Origin of the sequence: Lacrimispora indolis DSM 755, assembly GCF_000526995.1 — a bacterium.
GTDB lineage: Bacteria > Bacillota > Clostridia > Lachnospirales > Lachnospiraceae > Lacrimispora > Lacrimispora indolis.
On the sequence record NZ_AZUI01000001.1, the window covers coordinates 1293972 to 1315774 of the forward strand.

General features: G+C 47.3%; 14 protein-coding genes and 3 rRNA genes. 1 reads left to right on the forward strand and 16 read right to left on the reverse strand.

The window, feature by feature from the left end; all coding sequences use genetic code 11:
* Positions 1–23: 23 nt before the first annotated feature.
* From aguB to K401_RS0106260, 11 genes are all read right to left on the reverse strand, one after another.
* A complete protein-coding gene (aguB, locus tag K401_RS0106210) occupies positions 24–905 on the reverse strand; it encodes an N-carbamoylputrescine amidase (protein ID WP_024292143.1) in 882 nt (293 codons plus the stop codon).
* Positions 859–2007 (reverse strand): agmatine deiminase, encoded by a 1149-nt coding sequence (aguA, locus tag K401_RS0106215; protein WP_024292144.1) that lies wholly within the window; start codon positions 2005–2007, stop codon positions 859–861. Before aguA ends, aguB begins: the two co-directional genes overlap by 47 nt.
* Before the next feature lie 41 nt (positions 2008–2048).
* Entirely contained in the window at positions 2049–3170 is a 1122-nt protein-coding gene (gene nspC, locus K401_RS0106220) for a carboxynorspermidine decarboxylase (RefSeq protein WP_024292145.1), read from the reverse strand.
* Positions 3171–3177: 7 nt separating this feature from the next.
* Positions 3178–4446, reverse strand: a complete 1269-nt coding sequence (locus tag K401_RS0106225; RefSeq protein ID WP_024292146.1) for a saccharopine dehydrogenase family protein — start codon at positions 4444–4446, stop codon at positions 3178–3180.
* Complete coding sequence (gene speE, locus K401_RS0106230; RefSeq protein WP_024292147.1) at positions 4443–5300, reverse strand: polyamine aminopropyltransferase; 858 nt, start codon at positions 5298–5300, stop codon at positions 4443–4445. The genes K401_RS0106225 and speE overlap by 4 nt, the downstream gene beginning before the upstream one ends.
* Positions 5301–5305: 5 nt before the next feature.
* A complete protein-coding gene (locus tag K401_RS0106235; RefSeq protein WP_024292148.1) occupies positions 5306–6778 on the reverse strand; it encodes an aminotransferase class I/II-fold pyridoxal phosphate-dependent enzyme in 1473 nt (490 codons plus the stop codon).
* Between the two features lie 537 nt (positions 6779–7315).
* On the reverse strand, positions 7316–7588 hold the full coding sequence (spoIIID, locus tag K401_RS0106240) for a sporulation transcriptional regulator SpoIIID (RefSeq protein WP_013271108.1): 273 nt from the start codon (positions 7586–7588) through the stop codon (positions 7316–7318).
* Between the two features lie 138 nt (positions 7589–7726).
* Positions 7727–8593: a M15 family metallopeptidase gene (locus K401_RS0106245; RefSeq protein WP_024292149.1), complete on the reverse strand. Its 867-nt coding sequence runs from the start codon at positions 8591–8593 to the stop codon at positions 7727–7729.
* Positions 8594–8617: 24 nt separating this feature from the next.
* Positions 8618–9322 (reverse strand): bactofilin family protein, encoded by a 705-nt coding sequence (locus tag K401_RS0106250; RefSeq protein WP_024292150.1) that lies wholly within the window; start codon positions 9320–9322, stop codon positions 8618–8620.
* Positions 9323–9629: 307 nt separating this feature from the next.
* Positions 9630–11789, reverse strand: a complete 2160-nt coding sequence (locus K401_RS0106255; RefSeq protein WP_027352171.1) for a glycoside hydrolase family 3 C-terminal domain-containing protein — start codon at positions 11787–11789, stop codon at positions 9630–9632.
* A gap of 202 nt (positions 11790–11991) precedes the next feature.
* Positions 11992–12852: an AraC family transcriptional regulator gene (locus tag K401_RS0106260; protein WP_024292152.1), complete on the reverse strand. Its 861-nt coding sequence runs from the start codon at positions 12850–12852 to the stop codon at positions 11992–11994.
* A gap of 377 nt (positions 12853–13229) precedes the next feature.
* On the opposite strand from K401_RS0106260, the gene K401_RS0106265 reads away from it, so the two are divergent.
* Entirely contained in the window at positions 13230–14228 is a 999-nt protein-coding gene (locus K401_RS0106265; RefSeq protein WP_166435256.1) for an HD-GYP domain-containing protein, read from the forward strand.
* A 70-nt stretch (positions 14229–14298) separates the two neighbouring features.
* On the opposite strand, the gene K401_RS0106270 is transcribed toward K401_RS0106265, so the two are convergent.
* From K401_RS0106270 to K401_RS0106290, 5 genes are all read right to left on the reverse strand, one after another.
* A complete protein-coding gene (locus K401_RS0106270) occupies positions 14299–15369 on the reverse strand; it encodes a Gfo/Idh/MocA family protein (protein ID WP_024292154.1) in 1071 nt (356 codons plus the stop codon).
* Between the two features lie 15 nt (positions 15370–15384).
* Complete coding sequence (locus K401_RS0106275) at positions 15385–15879, reverse strand: low molecular weight protein-tyrosine-phosphatase (RefSeq protein WP_024292155.1); 495 nt, start codon at positions 15877–15879, stop codon at positions 15385–15387.
* Between the two features lie 374 nt (positions 15880–16253).
* Positions 16254–19146 (reverse strand): 23S ribosomal RNA (locus K401_RS0106280).
* Between the two features lie 576 nt (positions 19147–19722).
* Positions 19723–19840 (reverse strand): 5S ribosomal RNA (rrf, locus tag K401_RS0106285).
* A 100-nt stretch (positions 19841–19940) separates the two neighbouring features.
* A 16S ribosomal RNA gene (locus K401_RS0106290) occupies positions 19941–21472 on the reverse strand.
* The 16S, 23S and 5S rRNA genes sit together here, the layout of an rRNA operon.
* Between the last annotated feature and the right edge of the window lie 331 nt (positions 21473–21803).

A 21803-nucleotide genomic window follows, 5' to 3' on the forward strand; every position in this document is an offset into this window, starting at 1 on the left:
TTTCCTTGCACAAAAAAGTGAGTTTAAGATTTTCCTGTAATTTCTCCGTACATCTTTGGCCTGCGGTCTCTGAAAAGCCCCCAGTTCCTCCGGTCAGCCATGATCTGGTCAAGGTCAAAGGAAGCACATATAATACCCTCTTTCTCCCTGTCCATGGATGCTATGATTGCCCCGGTGCTGTCCGTAATAAAGGAAGAGCCATAAAATTTAAGGGAAGAGCTTTGATTCCCATTTTCCGCGCAGGGAATCACAGATTCCACTCCCACCCGGTTTGCAGCAGCCACCGGGATGATGTTGGAGGCAGCATGCCCCTGCATGCAGCGCCTCCAGTGCTCCATGCTGTCACATTCCAGAATCGGCTCGCTTCCGATGGCAGTTGGGTACAGGATCAGCTCAGCCCCGTTTAAAGCCAGACACCTTGCTGTCTCAGGAAACCACTGGTCCCAGCAGATCCCTACCCCTATTTTTCCGTACATGGTATCAAATACCCGGAATCCGGTATCTCCGGGCGTGAAATAAAATTTTTCCTGGTAGTAATGGTCATCCGGAATATGGGTCTTTCGGTATACCCCAAGATTTGTGCCATCTCCGTCAAGGACTGCTGCCGAGTTAAACATGGAATTCCCGGACTGCTCATAAAAGCTGATGGGAAGGACCACAGAAAGCTCAGCCGCGATCCGGGAAAAATGCTTCACTGCCTGGTTTTCTTCCACCGGTCCTGCATAGTCATAGAATTCATACCGCCGTTCCTGGCAGAAATACTGCCGTTCAAACAGCTCCGGAAGGAGGATGACCTTTGCGCCTTCCTTTGCCGCCTGCCTTACCAGCATTTCCGCGTTTTCAATATTTTTCTTAACGTCATCCCAGCACTTCATCTGAACTGCTGCCACTGTTACTTCTCTCATGAAACTCTCCTTCCGGTATCTGCTGTGTAATGCAGTGAATGTTCCCGCCTCCCACAATGATATCTCTTGCATACACCGGATAGATCCTCCTCTCCGGGAAGCACTCCTCCAATATCCGTACTGCCTCTGAGTCGTGGGCATCTCCAAACTGTGGGACAATTACCCCGCCGTTTGATATGTAAAAATTCACATAGCTGGCGGCCAGGCGCTCACCTGCCTCCCTCACATCCTCTCCTGGCTCAAAGGAGAAGCCGGAAAGCTCCTCCTCTGTGATGCAGACCGGTTCTTTGGGTATGGGAAGCTTGTGGATCTTAAAATGCCTTCCTGCTGCATCCGTCTCCGTTTCCAGAATCCTTAAATCAGCCAGGGACATTTCATACTGAGGATCATCTCTCTCATCCGTCCAGGCTAAAACCACCTCTCCCGGCCGTACAAAAGCACAGACATTGTCTACGTGCTCATTTGTTTCATCCTGATAGATGCCTGCCTTCAGCCAGATGATCTTAGAGGCACCCAGATAGGTTTTCAGCTGTTCCTCAATTTGAAGCTTTGACAGGGAGGGGTTCCTTCCGGCGCTTAAAAGGCAGCTCTCGGTCACCAAAAGTGTGCCTTCCCCGTCGGAGTGAATGGAACCTCCCTCCAGGACAAAATGCCCGGCATCATAAACCGGATATCCAAACCGCTGACAAAAATGCCCTGCAAGCAGGTTATCCTTTTGCCAGTCAGGATACAGTCCGTCAAAGGTCCCGCCCCAGGCGTTAAACTGCCAGTCGATCCCTCTGACCTCACGTTCCTTATTTACCACAAAAGTAGGACCCACATCTCTTGCCCACGCATCGTCAGATTCCATATCAACCACCTGGATCCGGTCCGAAAGCATTTCTCTGGCGCTTTCCCTCACATCGTCCTCTGCCAGCATGATCACCTGTTCGCTGTCCGCAATAGCCTCTGCGATCCTGACAAAGGCCTCCCTGGCCTTCCCGGCCCCAAAGGGCCAGGAGCCGGGCCGTTTGGGCCAGATCATGATACAGCCCCGATGAGGTTCAAATTCTCCCGGCATATAAAATCCGTCATTTGCCGGAAGGCTTTTTAATTTTTCCATAGTCTGTCTCCTGATGAATCAACCGGATATGCAGGCCTGTCCTAGGCCAGCCGGTTCTTAAAATCCTCATAGCCGAACCTTTTTATAACACGGCAGTCTCCTCCTTTATCCATGACGGCGATTGCAGGGAGGGGCATCCCGTTAAAGGTATTGTTCTTTACCATGGAATAAATGGCCATATCCATAAAATACAGCTTATCCCCCGGCTTTATTTCCCTGTCAAAGGAATAATCCCCGATCACATCTCCCGCCAGGCAGGTGCAGGAGGACAGCCTGTAGGTGTATGCCTTCTCTCCAGGCTCCCCGCTGTCCTTTAAGGGAGGCCTGTATGGCATTTCCAGCACATCAGGCATATGGCAGGCTGCGGAAGCATCAAGAATCAAAGTCCTGATCCCGTTTTCCACTACATCCATTACCTCTGTTACCAGATACCCGGCATTAAGAGCCACAGCCTCTCCTGGTTCTAAATAAACTGTAAGGCCGTATTTCTCCTTTAGTCTCATAATACAATCTTCCAGCAGACCCATGTCGTAATCCTCCCTGGTGATGTGATGTCCTCCGCCCATATTCAGCCAGGACAGTCCGGATAAATACTTCCCGAACCTTTCCTCCACCGCATCCAGGGTCTTTTTTAAATCATCGGAATTTTGTTCACATAAGGTGTGGAAATGGAGCCCGGAAAGCCTTGGCAGCCACTCCTCCTTAAAATGATCCGGGGGAACCCCAAGCCTTGAGCCGGGAGCACAGGGGTCATAAATCTCATGGCCTTCCTGGGTGGAACACTGGGGATTGATTCTGATGCCTGCCTCCACCCCGCTTAAGGAATCCTTATATTTCTCAAGCTGGGAAAAGGAATTAAACACAATGTGGTCGCAGATCTTCACCAGCTCTTTAAAATCTTCTTCCTTATAAGCAGGAGCAAAGACGTGGTTTTCCAGCCCCATCTCCTCCCTCCCCAGTCTGGCCTCGAAAAGCCCGCTGGCAGTGGTCCCGTCAAGGTATCTGCCTATAAGGGGATACTCTGCATAGCAGGAAAATGCCTTCTGGGCCAGCAGGATCTTACATCCGGTATGTTCCTTTAACTGTCTTAAGATTTCCAGGTTTTTCTCCAGCCTGCCCTCATCGATCACATAGCAGGGGGTCTTTAAATCCTCGATCCTCATCCTTTTCCTATCTCCATACCTTAACGGTTTCCGGGTCCTCGCATACCACCCAGGGAAGTCCCCATTTGTTTAAAGCCTCCATGTAGGGATCCGGGTCAAACTCTTCCACATTGAATACCCCCGCCTTCTTCCACTGGCCGGTCAGAACCATCATGGCGCCGATCATGGCCGGAACACCGGTTGTATAAGAAATTGCCTGGGATTCCACTTCCTTATAGCATTCCTCATGGTCGCATACGTTGTAAATGTAAATAGTCTTTTCCTTTCCATCCTTTACTCCCGTAAAAATGCAGCCGATGTTGGTCTTTCCTTTGGTCCTTGGGCCAAGAGAAGCAGGGTCAGGAAGCAGGGCCTTTAAAAACTGGATAGGCACGATTTCCTGTCCGTTAAATTCCACAGGGGAGGTGGAAAGCATTCCTACGTTTTCCAGGCACTTCATGTGGGTCAGATAACTTTGTCCAAAGGTCATGAAAAAGCGGATCCTTTTAACCCCCGGAATATTCTTTGCCAGGGATTCGATCTCCTCATGGTGAAGTAAGTACATGTCCTTTTCCCCAACCTCAGGGAAATTGTATTTGGATTTGATCTCCATAGGCTCTGTCTCGATCCAACGGCCCTCCTCCCAATAGGAACCATTGGAAGATACTTCTCTTAAGTTGATCTCAGGGTTAAAGTTGGTTGCAAAAGGATATCCATGATCTCCCCCGTTGCAGTCCAGAATATCGATGGTATGGATCTCATCAAAATAATGCTTTAAGGCGTAAGCGGAAAATACGCTGGTAACTCCAGGATCAAACCCGGTTCCAAGAAGGGCGGTAATACCCACCTCTTCAAAACGTTCCTTATAATCCCACTGCCAGGAATAATCAAAAAGGGCGGTAAATTTAAGGCTCTTGCAGCGCTTCTCATAGATCGCCTTCCACTCCGGATCATCGGTATTCTCAGGTTCAAAATTGGCGGTATCAATGTAATCCACCCCTGTTGCCAGACATGCATCCATGATGGTTAAATCCTGATAAGGAAGAGCTACGTTTAACACTGCATCCGGCTTATAATCCTTTATGAGGGCAATGACCTCTTCCGTGTGATCCGCATCCACTTTGGCGGTCTCGATCCTGGTTTTTGTTGTTCCTGCAAGCTTATCCTTTAATGCATCACATTTTTCCTTTGTCCTGCTTGCGATACAGATGTCGGTAAACACCTCACTGTTCTGACAGCATTTGTGGATTGCAACGGAGGCAACTCCTCCGCATCCGATAATTAATAATCTGCTCATTCTTTTTCCTCCTCTTCCAGTAAATCTTCTACGTATTTTGGCAGCATGAAAGCGCCCATATGAAGATTGGTCGTATAGTACCAGGTTTCAATTTTCAACTGGTTCCATGCATCTCGCTTAAAATCATTGATGGGATGATATTTTTTTGAAGCAAACCCAAACAGCCAGTAGCCTGACGGGCAGGTGGGAATATGGGCCTGATAAACCCGGCTTATGGGGAAGGACCGGTACACCTTCCTGTGCATGCTCCTGCAAGCCGCCTCATCCTCATCATAAAACGGGCTTCCATGCTGGTAAACCATGATTCCGTCACTTCGCAGCGCCTTATAACAGCTTCCGTAAAATTCCTTGGTAAACAGCCCTTCCGTATGCCCGAAGGGATCCGTGGAATCATTGATGATTAAGTCATATTCTTCCTTTTTGCTTCTTAAGAAACGAAGCCCGTCATCATAATAGACCTTAACCCTTGGATCAGCAAGCCCGCAGGATACCTCCGGAAAAATATCCCGGCACACGTCTACAAACAGCTTATCCGTTTCAACCACATCAATGGACCGGATCCACGGATACTGTAAAAGCTCCTTTGCCACTCCTCCATCCCCTCCGCCGATGATCAGCACATCCTTTACATTGGGGTGGACCGCCATGGGAACGTGGGTCACCATTTCATCGTAAATAAATTCATCCTTTTCAGAAAAAACAATGTCTCCATCCAATGCCACAAACTTTCCGAATTCCTGGGAGTCGAACACGTCGATCCTCTGGTACTCACTCTCCCCGGAAAAAAGCTGTTTGTCGATCCGAACGGAAAGCTTAACATTGGAAGTGTGAAATTTTGAAAACCATATCTCCATTTTTCTTACCTCTCCCCTTCCTGAATCTGCTCCTTTAATACCATCAGCCGTTCCACCGCCGGGTCTTCCGTCCCCTGCATGGAACAGCCCATTTCCCTGGCATAAATGATATATTCCACAATTTCTTCCGTGATCATTTCCCCCGGAGCCAGGATGGGAATTCCGGGAGGATAACACATGACAAACTCCCCGCTGATCCTTCCTGCGGATTCCCCTACAGAAACTGATACCTTTTGGGAATAAAAAGCCTTCTGAGGCGATACCACCACTTTGGGGGCTATGTATTCGCCTGACAGCATTCCTGTCCTGTCCTTTTTATAAAGGCGCTCAATATCCGCCAGGGCTCCCACCAGGCGTTCAATGTCCTGTATCCTGTCGCCGATGGAAATATAGGCAAGGAGATTGCAGATATCCCCGAATTCGATCTGGATATCATATTCATCCCGAAGGAGATCGTAAACCTCAATTCCGGCCAGCCCATTCCCCAGGGTATAGACGGAAAGCTTTGTCACATCGTAATCAAAAATACTGGTTCCATTGATTAAATCCCTTCCATAGGCATAGTACCCTCCGATGGAGTTGATCTCTCCCCTGGCATATTCTGCCATTTCCACCACCTTTGCAAAGGATTCTTCCCCTCTTAAGGCCAGGTTCCGCCTGGATATATCAAGGCTTGACAAAAGCAGGTAAGAAGCGCTGGTTGTCTGGGTTAAGTTTATGATCTGACGCACATAATCCCCATTCACGCCCTCATTTAAAAGGAGCAGGGAGCTTTGTGTCAAACTTCCCCCTGATTTGTGCATGGACACCGCCGCCATATCTGCCCCTGCTTCCATACCGGATACCGGAAGACCCTTTCCAAAATAGAGATGGGTCCCGTGAGCTTCGTCGGCAAGGACCTTCATCCCATGGGCATGGGCCAGCCTGACAATGGAACGAATATCAGAACAGATTCCGTAATAGGTGGGATTGTTGACAAACACCGCCGCTGCGTCGGGATTTTCCTGGATCGCCTTTTCCACCTGGCCGATTTCCATGCCAAGGGAAATGCCCAGCATGCTGTTTACCTCCGGATTTACATAAATCGGAATTGCCCCGCATAATACAAGAGCATTCAGAGCGCTTCTATGAACATTTCTCGGCAGAATAATTTTATCCCCTGCCTTGCAGACAGACAGGATCATGCTCTGTACCGCAGACGTGGTTCCTCCCACCATTAAAAATGCATCTGCCGCCCCAAAGGCCTCCGCTGCCAGCCGTTCCGCATCACGGATCACGGATACGGGATGACATAAATTATCAAGAGGCTTCATGGAGTTCACATCAAGTCCCACACACCGTTCTCCCAAAAGCCGGGCAAGCTCCGGATTTCCCCTTCCTCTTTTATGGCCTGGCACATCAAAGGGGACCACCCTCTTTTTTTGGAATGTTTCAAGAGCTTCATAAATAGGCGCCCTCATCTGATCTTTTTTGTTCATATGGATTTTACCTTTCCTTGTTACGGGAATGTTACCCCTCTTTTGTCACTGAAATGGATACGTCACCTTATGGGACGCAATTTTTTAATAACAAAAAGGCAGGTGATAAATCATCACCTGCCTGCAATTTCATGAACTGTATTTCCAATAAAGGCATAATGCCCATCTTTTCGTCATGATAATTATCGTCTTCGAGTCTACATAGCAAATATGTTGTCCCTGCTATTATTGATCGTTTCACAAGTGATGTGCAATCGCACGGATTATAAAGTAATCAACTTATAAAATTTGAGCTTTTAACTCAATCAATAATGTGGTTTCCCACGCTCGGCAGCTGACCCGCCTGTCCGTCTGGGCTTAACTTCTTACGAAGTGGTCAATATTTGCATGAAAACGATAATGTCTCTTCATACCGGGGTAAAGAATAACATATTTTCAGGTCTCATGTCAACTAAAATTTTCTCTGAATTAAAAACAGCCTCTGATGGGAAGCTGGTTCCCTTCCCATCAGAGGCTGTTTTTCACTCCTTTGTCTTATTAATTCTTTTTGCTGCACATCTGAAGACGGTGCTGGTATTTTTCTTTGGTGGCCAGGCCGCCCCGTATATGGCGCTCGGATTTGTTAATATCCAGGATCACCCTGGCTCGGGCTGCCAGGGACGGATTGATGTGTTCCAGTCGGTCCGTAACATCTTTATGTACCGTAGATTTGGATATCCCAAATTTCTTCGCGGTTTGCCTCACGGTTGCATGATAGTCTATTATGTAGTTGGCGATCGCAACCGCGCGTTCTTCAATATATTCCTTCAAGAAAATCCCCCTGCTAGGACGTTTTTACATACTTATGCAGGATGTGTGTTAAGTATGAATGGTTATCCCCACTGTTTTCACATAGAATTTTTTTCCAAAAATAACAGGGCGGGATCCATAGGAATCCCACCCTGCAAACTAACGGAGTCTGCCGTTTTTCTGTAAAATATCATAAAATTCTTCCAGCACCAGATCATTTTCCGTAAGGAATCTGGCCACAGTCTTCCCCACGTAGCGGAAATGCTCCGGCTCATAGCGGATGCCTGTTATATTCTCCTTGTCCTTAGGATAACGAAGCACAAAACCGTAGCGGTAGCAGTTTTGCTCCAGCCACACGGCTTCTTTCTGTCCTCCCCGCTCCTCATCAAGGTAATAATAAGCCTTTGCCGCAATGTCCACCGCCAAACCGGTCTGATGCTCGCTGGTCCCCGGCAGTGCGAGCCTTGCCTTGCTCTCATAAAAGGCCTGCTGGTAATCCATGCCTTCTTCCTGAAGGCGCTTTAAACAATCATTAAAAAGTGACTGCTGCCTTTTTAAATCACGAAACGAAGAATAGATATGAAGTTCATATCCCTCGTTTTCAGCTGCCTCCATCATGTCCTGTAAGTCCTTGACGATCCGTGAATCCACGCTCTGGCCTGGCTGCACTTCAACCAGGTTTACCTGAAACTTCTGGCTTAAGGGATGGGCATCATTGACAAGCATCAATTCCCAGGAATTTGTATCCACCAGTATCTCCCCGTATTTGTCAGAAGAAAGGCGGACCGGTTCCGTCTCATTAACCGTTTCACTGTTCAACGCCATATCTGCCTGCCTTTGAAGTACCAGGTTCTCACTATATAGCTCATAGCTTTCCTTCACCATTCTTTTGTTCTGGGCCTTAAAATATGCAGCCAGACCAGTTGGAATGATGATAAGCAATGCGATCGTTGTAAGTATCAAATGCCGGAAAAACCGTACGCTGCCAAAGTAAGGTTTACGCCTTCTTTTTTTTCTTTTGTTCATAGTATTCTCCCCGGCAGTCGTTTATCAGTCGTAGGTTGTCATCATGCCCTTAATCCTGGCCCCCTGTGTAATGGCAAATGCCTTGGCATAAACCTTACCGACTACCACAGAGCTTCCTCCCAGGTGAATGGTCTCTTCCGCTTTAATATCCCCCTCGCTGATCCCTTCACTGAAAACATTGGACGCCGTAATATCTCCCTTGATCCGTCCTCCGGGGCCCATGTCCAGGCGTTTATTCACGGTTAAGTTTCCGTTTACCTCGCCTTCCACTCTCACATTCAAGCCGGAAACATCTCCGGTCACACGGCCCATGACCAAAACGTCACCTCTGCAGTCCACACTTCCGGTTACCTGGCCGAAAATGTTCAAATCAGACTGGGTGGCAATATCTCCGTTTACAATCATATCCTCCGTAATTACCGCCACCTTGGAAGACACCTGGTTCATGGCCTCCACTGATAATGATTTCGTCTCCACCGTGTAGGAGGACACCTTACTGGTCTCAGCTGTCATGCGCATGGGATTGGGGTTTTGGACGGAGTTATAAAATGAGTTTTGAACAGGATTTTGCGTCTGGTTTACAACCGCTTCCACATCCGGTCTCTCGTTCATCACAGCCTTGGGCTCCTCTTTGCCCTCCGGAATTTCGATCTCATCCTCAGCCTCCGAGGAATAACCCAGCAATTCATTGACAGCTTTTTTGAAATTGCTCTCTTGTCTTTTGATCATACGGCCTCCTTTGTATCAGTTTTTATATAATAACGCTGTATATCCGGTCTTTCACATACTGTAATATTATAATAAAATTTTATATTAAAGACAAGTAGAATCTGATAAAACTCTTACAAAATTCTTATATTTTCTTCCAAAATTTTTCATTTTGTTTCCTAAAATTTTAGATTACTTACTTTATTTCATTTAACCATTGTCTTTGTAACCAAAAAACGCTGTCTCAGGGTTCTTCTTCCTCAGACAGCGCAGCACCTTATTTTATGCAATTTTTTTATAATAATTCATTTTGTAACAACCCCAGGTACTAAATGCAGCAAGTTTCCAAAACACCCCGCTGACCAACGGATACCGTCACCATTTCCGGCTCTTTTCCTGTAAGCTCCCGGCTCCGCCTATCAGGCTGCTGTGTTCCAACATACACCTGATATGTGCCGGTCTCCATTACCAGATCTCCCTGTTTATCTCGTAAAGCAAATGCTTTGTCAGAAAGCGTCACCTGCACTTCTCTTTCCTCCCCAGGCTCCAGCTCTGCTTTTAAGAATGCCTTCAGCTGGGCATTCGGCGTTTGGGGGGCACAGGACTTAACATATATCTGCAGGGTTTCCGCCCCCTTCATAAGGCCCTCATTCTTTAACACCGCTTTTATGGTAAGAGTATCGCCCTCCTGGATCCGTTCTTTGCTTAAAGCCACATCCTTTACGGAAAAATCTGTGTAAGAAAGCCCATAACCAAAGGGATAAAGGGCCTCCTGCTCCATGTAGCGGTAGGTTCTGCCCTTCATGGCATAATCCGTAAAGGCCGGAAGCTCCTCTGTGGTCCTGTAAAAGGTGACGGGAAGCTTTCCTTCCGGCGAATAATCTCCAAACAGCACGGCAGCCAGGGCGCGGCCTCCCTGGGCCCCCGGATACCAGCCCTCAATAATGGCAGGAATGTGTTCATCTGCCCAGGATACCGCCAGGGCGCTTCCCGATAGCAGCACCAGAACGACCGGCTTCCCGCTCTTATAGATCTCCTCCAATACCTGCTGCTGCAGTCCCGGAAGGGAGAGATTGGGTTTATCCCCGCTGGCAAATTCATTACCTTCATCTCCTTCTTCCCCTTCCAGGCTGGAATCCAGGCCCATACAGGCAATGATCACATCGCTGGACTCACAGACTCCCCGAACCTCTGACAAACGGTCATTCTCCTGTCCAAGGCCGCTCACCCTTGGTTTACATAAATGGCAGCCTTCTGAAACCATAACGCGGACATCTTCTCCCACGTAATCCTGGATCCCCTCTGAGATCGTATAATACCTGGATGCAGTGCCTTCATAATTTCCAATAAGCGCCTTCCGGTTATTGCTGTTTGGCCCAATGATGCCAATGGTTTTTATCTTGCTCTTATCCAGAGGAAGAACATGTCCCTCATTTTTAAGAAGCACAAAGGACTTTCTGGAAGCTTTGAAATTCAACGCCTTATGCTCTCTGGTATCATTATTCTCATAGGTGATTTTACTGTATTCTACGTGTTCCGGCTCTTCAAACAACCCAAGCTTCAGCCTGGTCACCATCAGATTTTCAACTGCCTCATTTAACCGCTCCTCAGATACCATCCCCCTGTTCACCGCCTCGGTAAGGTATAAAAACAGGCTTCCGCAATTTAGATCACATCCGTTTTCCATAGCCAGGGCGGCAGATTCCAGGGCAGAACCTGTGACCCCATGATGTTCATGAAAATCCTTTACCGCCCAGCAGTCTGAGGTAACATGCCCGTCAAATCCCCAGGCAGTCCGCAAAATATCCTTAAGCAAAGTCTTGCTTCCGCAGCAGGGTTCCCCATTGGTCCTGTTATAGGCCCCCATGACCGCTTCCACCTTTCCTTCCTTTACGCATGCCTCAAAAGCAGGTAAATACGTTTCAAACATATCCTGCTTTGTTACCACCGCGTCAAAGGAGTGGCGTTCATCCTCCGGACCTGAATGGACTGCAAAATGTTTGGCGCAGGCCGCAGCCTTCATATAATTCTCATCATCACCCTGCATCCCTTTAATGAAACTGACTCCCAGCCGTGAGGTCAGATGAGGATCCTCTCCAAAAGTCTCATGTCCTCTCCCCCAGCGCGGATCCCTGAAAATATTTACATTAGGAGCCCAGAACGTAAGGCCTTTGTAAATATCCGAATCTCCAAATTTCTGCTGCATATGAAACTTTGCCCTGGCCTCTGTGGAAACCACATCAGCCACTTCCCAAAGCAGCCCCTCATCAAAGCTTGCCGCCATACCAATGGCCTGAGGAAACACCGTGGCTATTCCTGCCCTTGCCACACCGTGAAGCCCTTCGTTCCACCAGTTATAGCCCTTTATTCCAAGCCTTGGGATCGCCGCCGCCCTATGCACGGTCTGTGAAACCTTTTCCTCAAGTGTCATTTCTGCCACCAGTTTTTTTGCCCGTTTCCGGTATTCCTTCTGCTTATCCTGATTCATGAAATTTATCCTCTCCTGTTAATCTTATTTTCCGGCTGATTGCCTTTTTCCTGGTGACTTCATCATAACATTAACATGGCAGTTTAAGCATCACACTTCTTGCTTCCAATGGTGCACATATTGCTTTTTCCCATGGAAATAATTTCCATGGCTGACTTTCACATGGGAACGATTCATTCCTTTATTCTTCTTGCAGGTACGCCTACTGCCTGATCTTTCTGTAGCTGCTTGGAGAACAGTGCTTTATCATCTTAAAGGTACGGCTAAATGCGCTCATGGATGAAAAGCCGGAACTCATAGCAATTTCTGTAATGCTCATTTCCCCAGCATTATACAAAAGCTCTTCTGCTCTTTTTATACGCCTGGAGTTTAAATACTCGTAAAAAGTCATATTCATATACTGTTTAAAAATCCTTGTAAAGTGGTATTTGGAAAATCCACCTATCCGTGCCACTTCTCCCAATGTCAAATTCTCCATAAAGTGCTGATTAATATAATTACAGGCGCTCATGACCGCTTCGAAATACTCGTGTCCTTTCATGGTGTGGAGCTTCCGGCCGCCCTCATCCCGCCACACTGTATTTCTACCTAATTCCACATAAATTTCAATGAGAGCAGCATAGATGGACGCTTCCCGGAAGCTGCTGTTACCCTGGTATTCCTCAATAATTTTATCTAGCTTTTTCTTTACAGATCCATGAGGGGAATCCTTGTCCTCTTTTTTCATGAGTATTACCGGAGGGATCATGTGAAGCAGGGTTTCCATCTCCCTTAAATGGTAAAGAAGGGCCGTATCAAACTGCAGAATGTAACGTTCTCCCACAGGAGGTGCCTTTAAAGAATGGATCACACCGGAATGGATCAGAATGATGTCTTCTGCTTCAATGGGATAATGTTCTTCGCCTACTATGACCTCATACCCTCCCTTAATTGGCATGATTATCTCAATCCCCCCATGCCAGTGCTCCGGATAATCCTCATATTTCGTATTATGATACAGACGAAGCCCTAATGAACACTCATAATGAATGGTCTCATGCATACCGTTTAAGATTTCAATCATAAGATTTCCCCTCTTTAACCTTCTTTTTAAAAAACTACTTCATTGCCCTTCTAAATCAATCCGGATTTCCATGAAAAATAAAAATCAAAATGATTTTTGCATAAAATACCCCTCAATTTTTCTCTGCCATACTAGTGTCTAAAATGTAAATTTTCATTGACGCATTAGTCAATTCCCACTATAATTTAATGTGTCATTGTGTATATATTTCCAACTTTAACATAAAAAGGAATTTACGGATAGCATAAAAGGAATTTGAGGAACAGAAAGAAGAGACTGCGTTTTGGTCTGTCGAGGTGAAAGAATTGATTTATCTTCCTATTGAGAAATTGACTGAAGGTATGGAATTAGCCCGAAACATCCCGGGAATAAACCCAATGCTTCCTTTTGCGGTAACCGGCTGCAAACTAAGTGAACGTATGATCAACCGCATGAAAAGAATCGGAATACAAGGGGCTTATATCAGCACAGCGCTAACGGAAGGCATTGAACCTGAAGACTTCGTGGAGCCGGAATTAAAGGCAAAAATGCTCACAAGCATCCGTGATGTCTTTGACCAGAGCTTAAAAAAATTCACCTTTCAGTCCAGCAAACAGGTTTACGTGGAGATCGCCAAAGTAGCCGAATCCGTTGTTATGAATGTCCTGAATAAGGATAAGTATCTCTTTCAGTTGATTGATATCAGAGATTATGACGGTTATACCTATTCCCATAGCCTTTATGTGGGCATTTTAAGCGTTTTATTAGGAAAATACATCGGACTTTCCATTTCCAATTTAAATGATCTGGCACTCTGCGGCCTTCTTCACGACATTGGGAAAACGGATATTTCTATTGATATTACCAACAAGCCGGGACCCTTAACCAGCGAAGAATTTGAAATCATGAAGCAGCACCCAAGCCTTTCCTATAAAAAGCTGGAAGAACATATGGTGATTTCCCAGGCGGTGCTGCAGGGGGTTCAGACCCATCATGAGAAATATGACGGAAGCGGATATCCTTTCGGCCTTTCAGGCAAAGATATCCCCCTTTATGCCCGTATTCTGGCCATTGCAGATGTATATGACGCCCTCAATTCCACCAGGCCATACCGGAAAGCATGGTCTCCCAGGCAGATTTTTGATTATCTCACCAGCTGCTCCAACACCCATTTTGACCCGGAACTGCTGACAGCTTTCCTTCACTGTGTCTCCGCATATCCCATCGGTACCATTGTCCATCTCAGTGACGGAAGCTCAGCGGTCGTCAAAGATAATACGCCGGGATTTTCCCTGCGCCCTATCATCCGTTTCATCAGTCCTGCTCAAAAGGCAGGCAGGGATGTGGATTTATCCTGCGAATCCTTTAACCTTACCATCATTGATGATAATGATTAATCATAATTTTCACAGGCAGCAGAATGGGCTTGATTTTTCGCATCTTACGGAAAAACAAGCCTCTTTTCCATCAGCCCCAAACCTGTGTTTCTGACTCTACCGTCTGTCCGCCTTTCAGCGCCTGTTCCATAAGGATCCTTACATAGGCATCCTGCAATCCTTCTGCGAGGGGATAAACCTCTGCGCCTTCCTCAATAAAACGCCTCATCCCAAGCATAAGGGTCCCTATTGCCGTTTCATCCTGAGGAAGCCCATTAACTTTTCCCAACTCATAAAACGGATTTAAATAAAGCTGTTCCTGCTTCATGCATATCCTCTTAATTCCACCTCCTGTTTCAAATGGTTCCTTTATGATCTGATACTCCCTGGACCGGTTGTCCTCTCCTACGTAACGCAGCGTCCAGTCATCCAATTCCCCTTTGGCTCCCTGAACGTTTAAATGGCGTCCCCTGATCCTGGAATGGTATTGTATGCCGTTAAAATCATAAAAGGCTGTTTTTCCCCCTTGGAATTCAAAGGTCAGCCTGACCCGTTCTCTCTCACTAACCCTGCCGTCTTCAATCAGTCCGTATCTGGAATCTGTTTCCACCACCGGATACCGGAATTTCTTTCCATACAGCTTCATATTTTCAAAACCGATTCCCAAAAGCCGCCTGATCAGACTGGCCCCATGATAGTCATGGACTGCCGAGATATTAACCATATACGGGTCTCCAAGGTATCCCCGTTTCACGATCTCAATAGCCCCTTGAAAAACCGGATATCTAAAATACTGTTCCGCCACCTGGATCCTGGCTCCCTCCTTAGTGCGAAGGCGCCATAGTTCCTGAAGATCTTCTAATTCCATGGCAGCAGGAGTCTCACAAAGTACCGGATATCCTTTCAGCGCCCATTCTCTTGTCACCTGAAAAATGGAATCCTTACTTACAGCCGCTACAATGAAATCCGGATTTTCTGACAGGCATTCCTCCTGGCTTATCACGGCCTTAATTCCGGTTTCCTCCTGTATCTTCCGCGCCTTTTCCTTTGTCCTGCAAAGAAACGCTGCCACATTAAAACAATCCGGATAAGCCTTGGCGATCCTGGCATAAAAAAGGGACCTCCAACCGGAGCCTACTACTATAAAATTAAGTGGTTTCATAAAAATGCCTCCCTGCTACCTGTAATGCTTTATTGATTCCTCATTCAAAATAAACGCAAGAAGAGCTTTGCAGCCTTCATAAACATCATCATAGGTACGATCAAAGTCTCCGGTGTACCATGGGTCTGCAATATCTCTTGGATCAGAGGAAAAGTCCAAAAGCCGCCTCACTTTTCCTTCCGGATCTCCTCCCAGGATTCTGAGCATATTTGTCACGTTACGCTGTTCCATACCAATGAGATAATCGTATTTGTCATAATCCTTCCTGGATAACTGGACCGCATATTTTCCGGCTGTGGAAATTCCATATTCCTTAAGCTTTTCCTTTGTCCCACGGTGCACCGGATTCCCGATCTCCTCCGTGCTTGTAGCCCCTGACGCAACATGAAAACGATTGCCCAAGTTCTCCTTTTCTATCATATCCTTCATAACAAACTCAGCCATGGGGGATCTGCATATGTTTCCATGACAAACCATTAATATTCGGGTGGCATCCTGTTCTCTCTTCATCTCCTATATCTCCTTAATTCTTTGAAAAGCCTATATTATATTCAGTCCATTCTTTAAAAGCCTTAAGCATAGTTAAACGCTCTCTTAAAAGTTATAGTTTAGTTCTATCTTAATTTACCCCGGAATGCGCTCCAATGCAAGACCATCTTCCATATTTTTCAAAAAACAAAACATTTGCCAGACAAGCTACTGTACCGAAACTTGGTTGTTTCACACGGCTGCTCCGCTGAAAATTTAAAAAAGCGCAAACCCATTCCTGGATTTACGCATTATTATTTCGTGATATGCACTATAACCTGCTGCATATACCCTCAAAACCACACATTGTTACATATCTATTTTCATCCGTTCTTTTTCCTCTTACCTAAACCAACCTGGTTAAGCCCTCGACCTATTAGTGACAGTCAGCTCCACATGTTGCCATGCTTCCACCTCTGCCCTATCTACCTCGTCGTCTTCAAGGGGTCTTACTCTTGCGATGGGATATCTCATCTTGAGGGGGGCTTCACGCTTAGATGCCTTCAGCGTTTATCCCTTCCCGACTTGGCTACTCTGCCATGGTGTTGATCACCAACAGATACACCAGAGGTCAGTCCATCCCGGTCCTCTCGTACTAAGGACAGCTCCTCTCAAATATCCTACGCCCACGCCGGATAGGGACCGAACTGTCTCACGACGTTCTGAACCCAGCTCGCGTACCGCTTTAATGGGCGAACAGCCCAACCCTTGGGACCTACTACAGCCCCAGGATGCGATGAGCCGACATCGAGGTGCCAAACCACTCCGTCGATGTGAACTCTTGGGAGTGATAAGCCTGTTATCCCCAGGGTAGCTTTTATCCGTTGAGCGATGGCAATCCCACTTTATACCACCGGATCACTAAGTCCTAGTTTCCTACCTGCTCCACCCGTCGGTGTCGCAGTCAAGCTCCCTTATGCCTTTGCACTCTTCGAATGGTTTCCGTCCATTCTGAGGGAACCTTTGAGCGCCTCCGATACCCTTTCGGAGGCGACCGCCCCAGTCAAACTCCCCGCCTGACATTGTCCCCCAGCCAGGTCATGGCTGCAGGTTAGAAACCCAATACCGCAAGGGTGGTATCCCAACATCGGCTCTGATAAGACTGGCGTCCTATCTTCACTGCCTCCCACCTATCCTGTACATGCAGTACCGAATCCCAGTATCAAGCTGGAGTAAAGCTCCATGGGGTCTTTCCGTCCTGGCGCAGGTAACCAGCATCTTCACTGGTACTTCAATTTCACCGGGTGCATTGTCGAGACAGCGCTCAAATCATTACGCCTTTCGTGCGGGTCGGAACTTACCCGACAAGGAATTTCGCTACCTTAGGACCGTTATAGTTACGGCCGCCGTTTACTGGGGCTTAAATTCAGAGCTTCGCGTTGCCGCTAACCCCTCCTCGTAACCTTCCAGCACCGGGCAGGCGTCAGCCCATATACCTCACCTTTCGGTTTTGCATAGACCTGTGTTTTTGCTAAACAGTTGCTTGAGCCTATTCTCTGCGGCCTGATTTCTCAGGCACCCCTTATCCCGAAGTTACGGGGTCATTTTGCCGAGTTCCTTAACAATGCTTCTCCCGCCGGCCTTAGGATTCTCTCCTCATCCACCTGTGTCGGTTTACGGTACGGGCACATATCACACAATAGCGGCTTTTCTTGACAGCCCCTACGAAGACTTCCCTACTTGTGTTCGGTACGCGTCACACCTTCCTGTTGCTGAGCGGATTTTCCATCTCAGCCAGTAAAATGCTTGCCCCGGTCTTTTCATTCCCGGGTTCTTCCTCGGTTCTGTGTCCCCACAGTTCTGATGATATGCGGTACAGGAATTTCAACCTGTTGTCCATCGACTACGTCTTTCGACCTCGCCTTAGGCCCCGACTTACCCAGAGCAGATCAGCTTTACTCTGGAAACCTTAGATATTCGGCCTGGAGGATTCTCACCTCCATCTCGCTACTCATTCCGGCATTCTCTCTTCTTAACACTCCACATCTCCTTACGGTAATGCTTCTGTGCGTTAAGAATGCTCCTCTACCAATGTGTATGAATACACATTCCACAGCTTCGGTGTCGTGTTTTAGCCCCGGACATTTTCGGCGCAGGACCTCTCGACTAGTGAGCTATTACGCACTCTTTGAATGTGTGGCTGCTTCTAAGCCAACATCCTAGTTGTCTCTGAAATCCCACATCCTTTTCCACTTAACACGCACTTTGGGACCTTAGCTGGTGGTCTGGGCTCTTTCCCTTTTGACTGCCCAACTTATCTCGTGCAGTCTGACTCCCGTACATCATCTGACCGGCATTCGGAGTTTGATATTCTTTGGTAAGCTTTGACGCCCCCTAGGAAATTCAGTGCTCTACCTCCGGCAGACTAATACGAGGCTAGCCCTAAAGCTATTTCGAGGAGAACCAGCTATCTCCGGGTTCGATTGGAATTTCTCCCCTACCCACACCTCATCGCCACCCTTTTCAACGGATGTGCGTTCGGTCCTCCATTTCCTTTTACGGAAACTTCAACCTGGACATGGGTAGATCACCCGGTTTCGGGTCTACCTTTACTGACTCATTCGCCCTATTAAGACTTGGTTTCCCTTCGGCTCCGCACCTTAAGTGCTTAACCTTGCCAGTAACGGTAACTCGCCGGACCGTTCTACAAAAAGTACGCGGTTCCACTTAAAATGTGGTTCCACAGCTTGTAAACACAGGGTTTCAGGTTCTCTTTCACTCCCCTCCCGGGGTCCTTTTCACCTTTCCTTCACAGTACTATGCGCTATCGGTCACTAAGTAGTATTTAGCCTTGGGGGGTGGTCCCCCCGAATTCCCACAAGGTTTCTCGTGTCTCGTGGTACTTTGGATCCTGCTCGCTGACTATTGCTTTCCCATACAAGGCTTTCACTTTCTATGGCCGGTCTTTCCAGGACCGTTCTGGTAACAAATCGTCTCACTTATTGCAGTCCATAACCCCGGTATGCACGCATACCGGTTTAGGCTCTTTCCATTTCGCTCGCCGCTACTTTGGAAATCGAGTTTTCTTTCTTTTCCTCCGGGTACTTAGATGTTTCAGTTCCCCGGGTTCCCGACGTATGGCTATGGATTCACCATACGACAACTGAGGTTTGCTCAGCTGGGTTTCCCCATTCAGATATCTCCGGATCAAAGGATATTTGCTCCTCCCCGAAGCTTTTCGCAGCTTATCACGTCTTTCATCGGCTCTTAGTGCCAAGGCATCCACCCTGCGCTCTTATTAGCTTAACCAATTCGATGTTCACCTGCGGGTGCGGGTGACTCATCTAAGATACATAGCGTTGTATCTCTGGTCTTAGGTTTGTTATTTCACCGTACGTTACACGGTTACTTTAACGAGTTTTGTTTGGTTACATCATAAGATGTAACACCTCGGATGTCTTGATTTTGTTTTTATACTTTGACATATAAAAACTAATCTAGATATATTTCAATATGTGGTTTTCAAGGTACATGCGCGATGCAATCAGAAGCGTGCACAATCATATGGAAAACTGTGTTGAACACTTGTGTTCATAAGCAGTTTTTTATGTGATTGTATAGGCGTGGAACGCCGTGACTGAGAAAAGCGTCAGCTTTTCGAAGTGCACCTTCGTAACTGCATCACTGTGACTGAAGTTTATCAGTCATTCGAAAGCTTGATCAACTCAAACTCACGGATCACTGGTAAAAACCAGCTATATAAAACAGCACTGCCCTGCTGAATCAGGTTAACACATTCTTTAACACAGGCTTCGCTTTTCCCTCCGCCCATTGGAACGTGTCCGTTCTATATAAAACACTCTTTCAAGTGATTTTTTTAAAGGAATCTGGCACCCACCTGCTCTCCCATGCCGTCTCCAGCATAGTACCATCGGCCGCTTAAGTCTTAACCATCGTGTTCGGGATGGGAACGGGTGTCTCCCCTAAGCGCATCGGCACCAGAAATTTTACGTCTTTCTTAGTGTTTCCTTATTATTCTTTTTTACTTCTTTTGAAAACCAAAGACTCAACAGTATATAAAACCCTTACTTCTTCTTCCTTAGAAAGGAGGTGATCCAGCCGCACCTTCCGATACGGCTACCTTGTTACGACTTCACCCCAGTTATCAGTCCCGCCTTCGGCAGCTCCCTCCTTGCGGTTGGGTCACTGACTTCGGGCGTTACCAACTCCCATGGTGTGACGGGCGGTGTGTACAAGACCCGGGAACGTATTCACCGCGGCATTCTGATCCGCGATTACTAGCGATTCCAGCTTCATGTAGTCGAGTTGCAGACTACAATCCGAACTGAGACGTTATTTTTGGGGTTTGCTCCAGATCACTCCTTTGCTTCCCTTTGTTTACGCCATTGTAGCACGTGTGTAGCCCAAATCATAAGGGGCATGATGATTTGACGTCATCCCCACCTTCCTCCAGGTTATCCCTGGCAGTCTCCCCAGAGTGCCCAACTTGACTTGCTGGCTACTAAGGATAAGGGTTGCGCTCGTTGCGGGACTTAACCCAACATCTCACGACACGAGCTGACGACAACCATGCACCACCTGTCTGGAATGCCCCGAAGGGAAGGCCCCGTTACGGACCGGTCATTCCGATGTCAAGACTTGGTAAGGTTCTTCGCGTTGCTTCGAATTAAACCACATGCTCCACCGCTTGTGCGGGTCCCCGTCAATTCCTTTGAGTTTCATTCTTGCGAACGTACTCCCCAGGTGGAATACTTATTGCGTTAGCGGCGGCACCGAAGAGCTTTGCTCCCCAACACCTAGTATTCATCGTTTACGGCGTGGACTACCAGGGTATCTAATCCTGTTTGCTCCCCACGCTTTCGAGCCTCAACGTCAGTTACAGTCCAGTAAGCCGCCTTCGCCACTGGTGTTCCTCCTAATATCTACGCATTTCACCGCTACACTAGGAATTCCACTTACCTCTCCTGCACTCTAGCAACACAGTTTCCAAAGCAGTCCCGGGGTTGAGCCCCGGGCTTTCACTCCAGACTTGCATCGCCGTCTACGCTCCCTTTACACCCAGTAAATCCGGATAACGCTTGCCCCCTACGTATTACCGCGGCTGCTGGCACGTAGTTAGCCGGGGCTTCTTAGTCAGGTACCGTCATTTTCTTCCCTGCTGATAGAGCTTTACATGCCGAAACACTTCTTCACTCACGCGGCGTCGCTGGATCAGGGTTTCCCCCATTGTCCAATATTCCCCACTGCTGCCTCCCGTAGGAGTTTGGGCCGTGTCTCAGTCCCAATGTGGCCGGTCACCCTCTCAGGTCGGCTACTGATCGTCGGCTTGGTGAGCCGTTACCTCACCAACTACCTAATCAGACGCGGGTCCATCTCATACCACCGGAGTTTTTCACACCGTACCATGCGGCACTGTGTGCTTATGCGGTATTAGCAGTCGTTTCCAACTGTTATCCCCCTGTATGAGGCAGGTTACCCACGCGTTACTCACCCGTCCGCCGCTCAGTCAATTTAAATTCCATCCGAAAACTTCATTTAAATCGCTTCGCTCGACTTGCATGTGTTAAGCACGCCGCCAGCGTTCATCCTGAGCCAGGATCGAACTCTCAAATTTAAGCAGATAGTCTTTGAAAGCGGTCGGTGATTTGCACAAAAGCCCGTTGGAAGTTTACTTCCATAAGGGATTTGGGGGAAATCAACGAACATTTGCGAAGCAAATGGTAGCGAATGAAGCAAAGCTTCATGAGCATACCGCCTGGACCTGCCATTCGGTTCAATCCGGGGTCAAAATCAACTAACTAGCTAATTTTTTTCCCGTTTTACTTGTTGTTTGGTTCGTATACAATTGCTTGTATTCGTTCTGAATTTTCTCATTCAAAGCCATCAAACAATGGCTTGTTTTATTAGAATTTTCAGGGTTTTACATACTGTTCAATCTTCTGTTT

Bases quoted from the DNA above. Each gene is read 5' to 3' on its own strand.
- aguB (WP_024292143.1), bottom strand. From the start codon at position 905: ATGAGAGAAGTAACAGTGGCAGCAGTTCAGATGAAGTGCTGGGATGAC.
- aguA (WP_024292144.1), bottom strand. From the start codon at position 2,007: ATGGAAAAATTAAAAAGCCTTCCGGCAAATGACGGATTTTATATGCCG.
- nspC (WP_024292145.1), bottom strand. From the start codon at position 3,170: ATGAGGATCGAGGATTTAAAGACCCCCTGCTATGTGATCGATGAGGGC.
- K401_RS0106225 (WP_024292146.1), bottom strand. From the start codon at position 4,446: ATGAGCAGATTATTAATTATCGGATGCGGAGGAGTTGCCTCCGTTGCA.
- speE (WP_024292147.1), bottom strand. From the start codon at position 5,300: ATGGAGATATGGTTTTCAAAATTTCACACTTCCAATGTTAAGCTTTCC.
- K401_RS0106235 (WP_024292148.1), bottom strand. From the start codon at position 6,778: ATGAACAAAAAAGATCAGATGAGGGCGCCTATTTATGAAGCTCTTGAA.
- K401_RS0106245 (WP_024292149.1), bottom strand. From the start codon at position 8,593: ATGAACAAAAGAAAAAAAAGAAGGCGTAAACCTTACTTTGGCAGCGTA.
- K401_RS0106250 (WP_024292150.1), bottom strand. From the start codon at position 9,322: ATGATCAAAAGACAAGAGAGCAATTTCAAAAAAGCTGTCAATGAATTG.
- K401_RS0106255 (WP_027352171.1), bottom strand. From the start codon at position 11,789: ATGAATCAGGATAAGCAGAAGGAATACCGGAAACGGGCAAAAAAACTG.
- K401_RS0106260 (WP_024292152.1), bottom strand. From the start codon at position 12,852: ATGATTGAAATCTTAAACGGTATGCATGAGACCATTCATTATGAGTGT.
- K401_RS0106265 (WP_166435256.1), top strand. From the start codon at position 13,230: ATGCTTCCTTTTGCGGTAACCGGCTGCAAACTAAGTGAACGTATGATC.
- K401_RS0106270 (WP_024292154.1), bottom strand. From the start codon at position 15,369: ATGAAACCACTTAATTTTATAGTAGTAGGCTCCGGTTGGAGGTCCCTT.
- K401_RS0106275 (WP_024292155.1), bottom strand. From the start codon at position 15,879: ATGAAGAGAGAACAGGATGCCACCCGAATATTAATGGTTTGTCATGGA.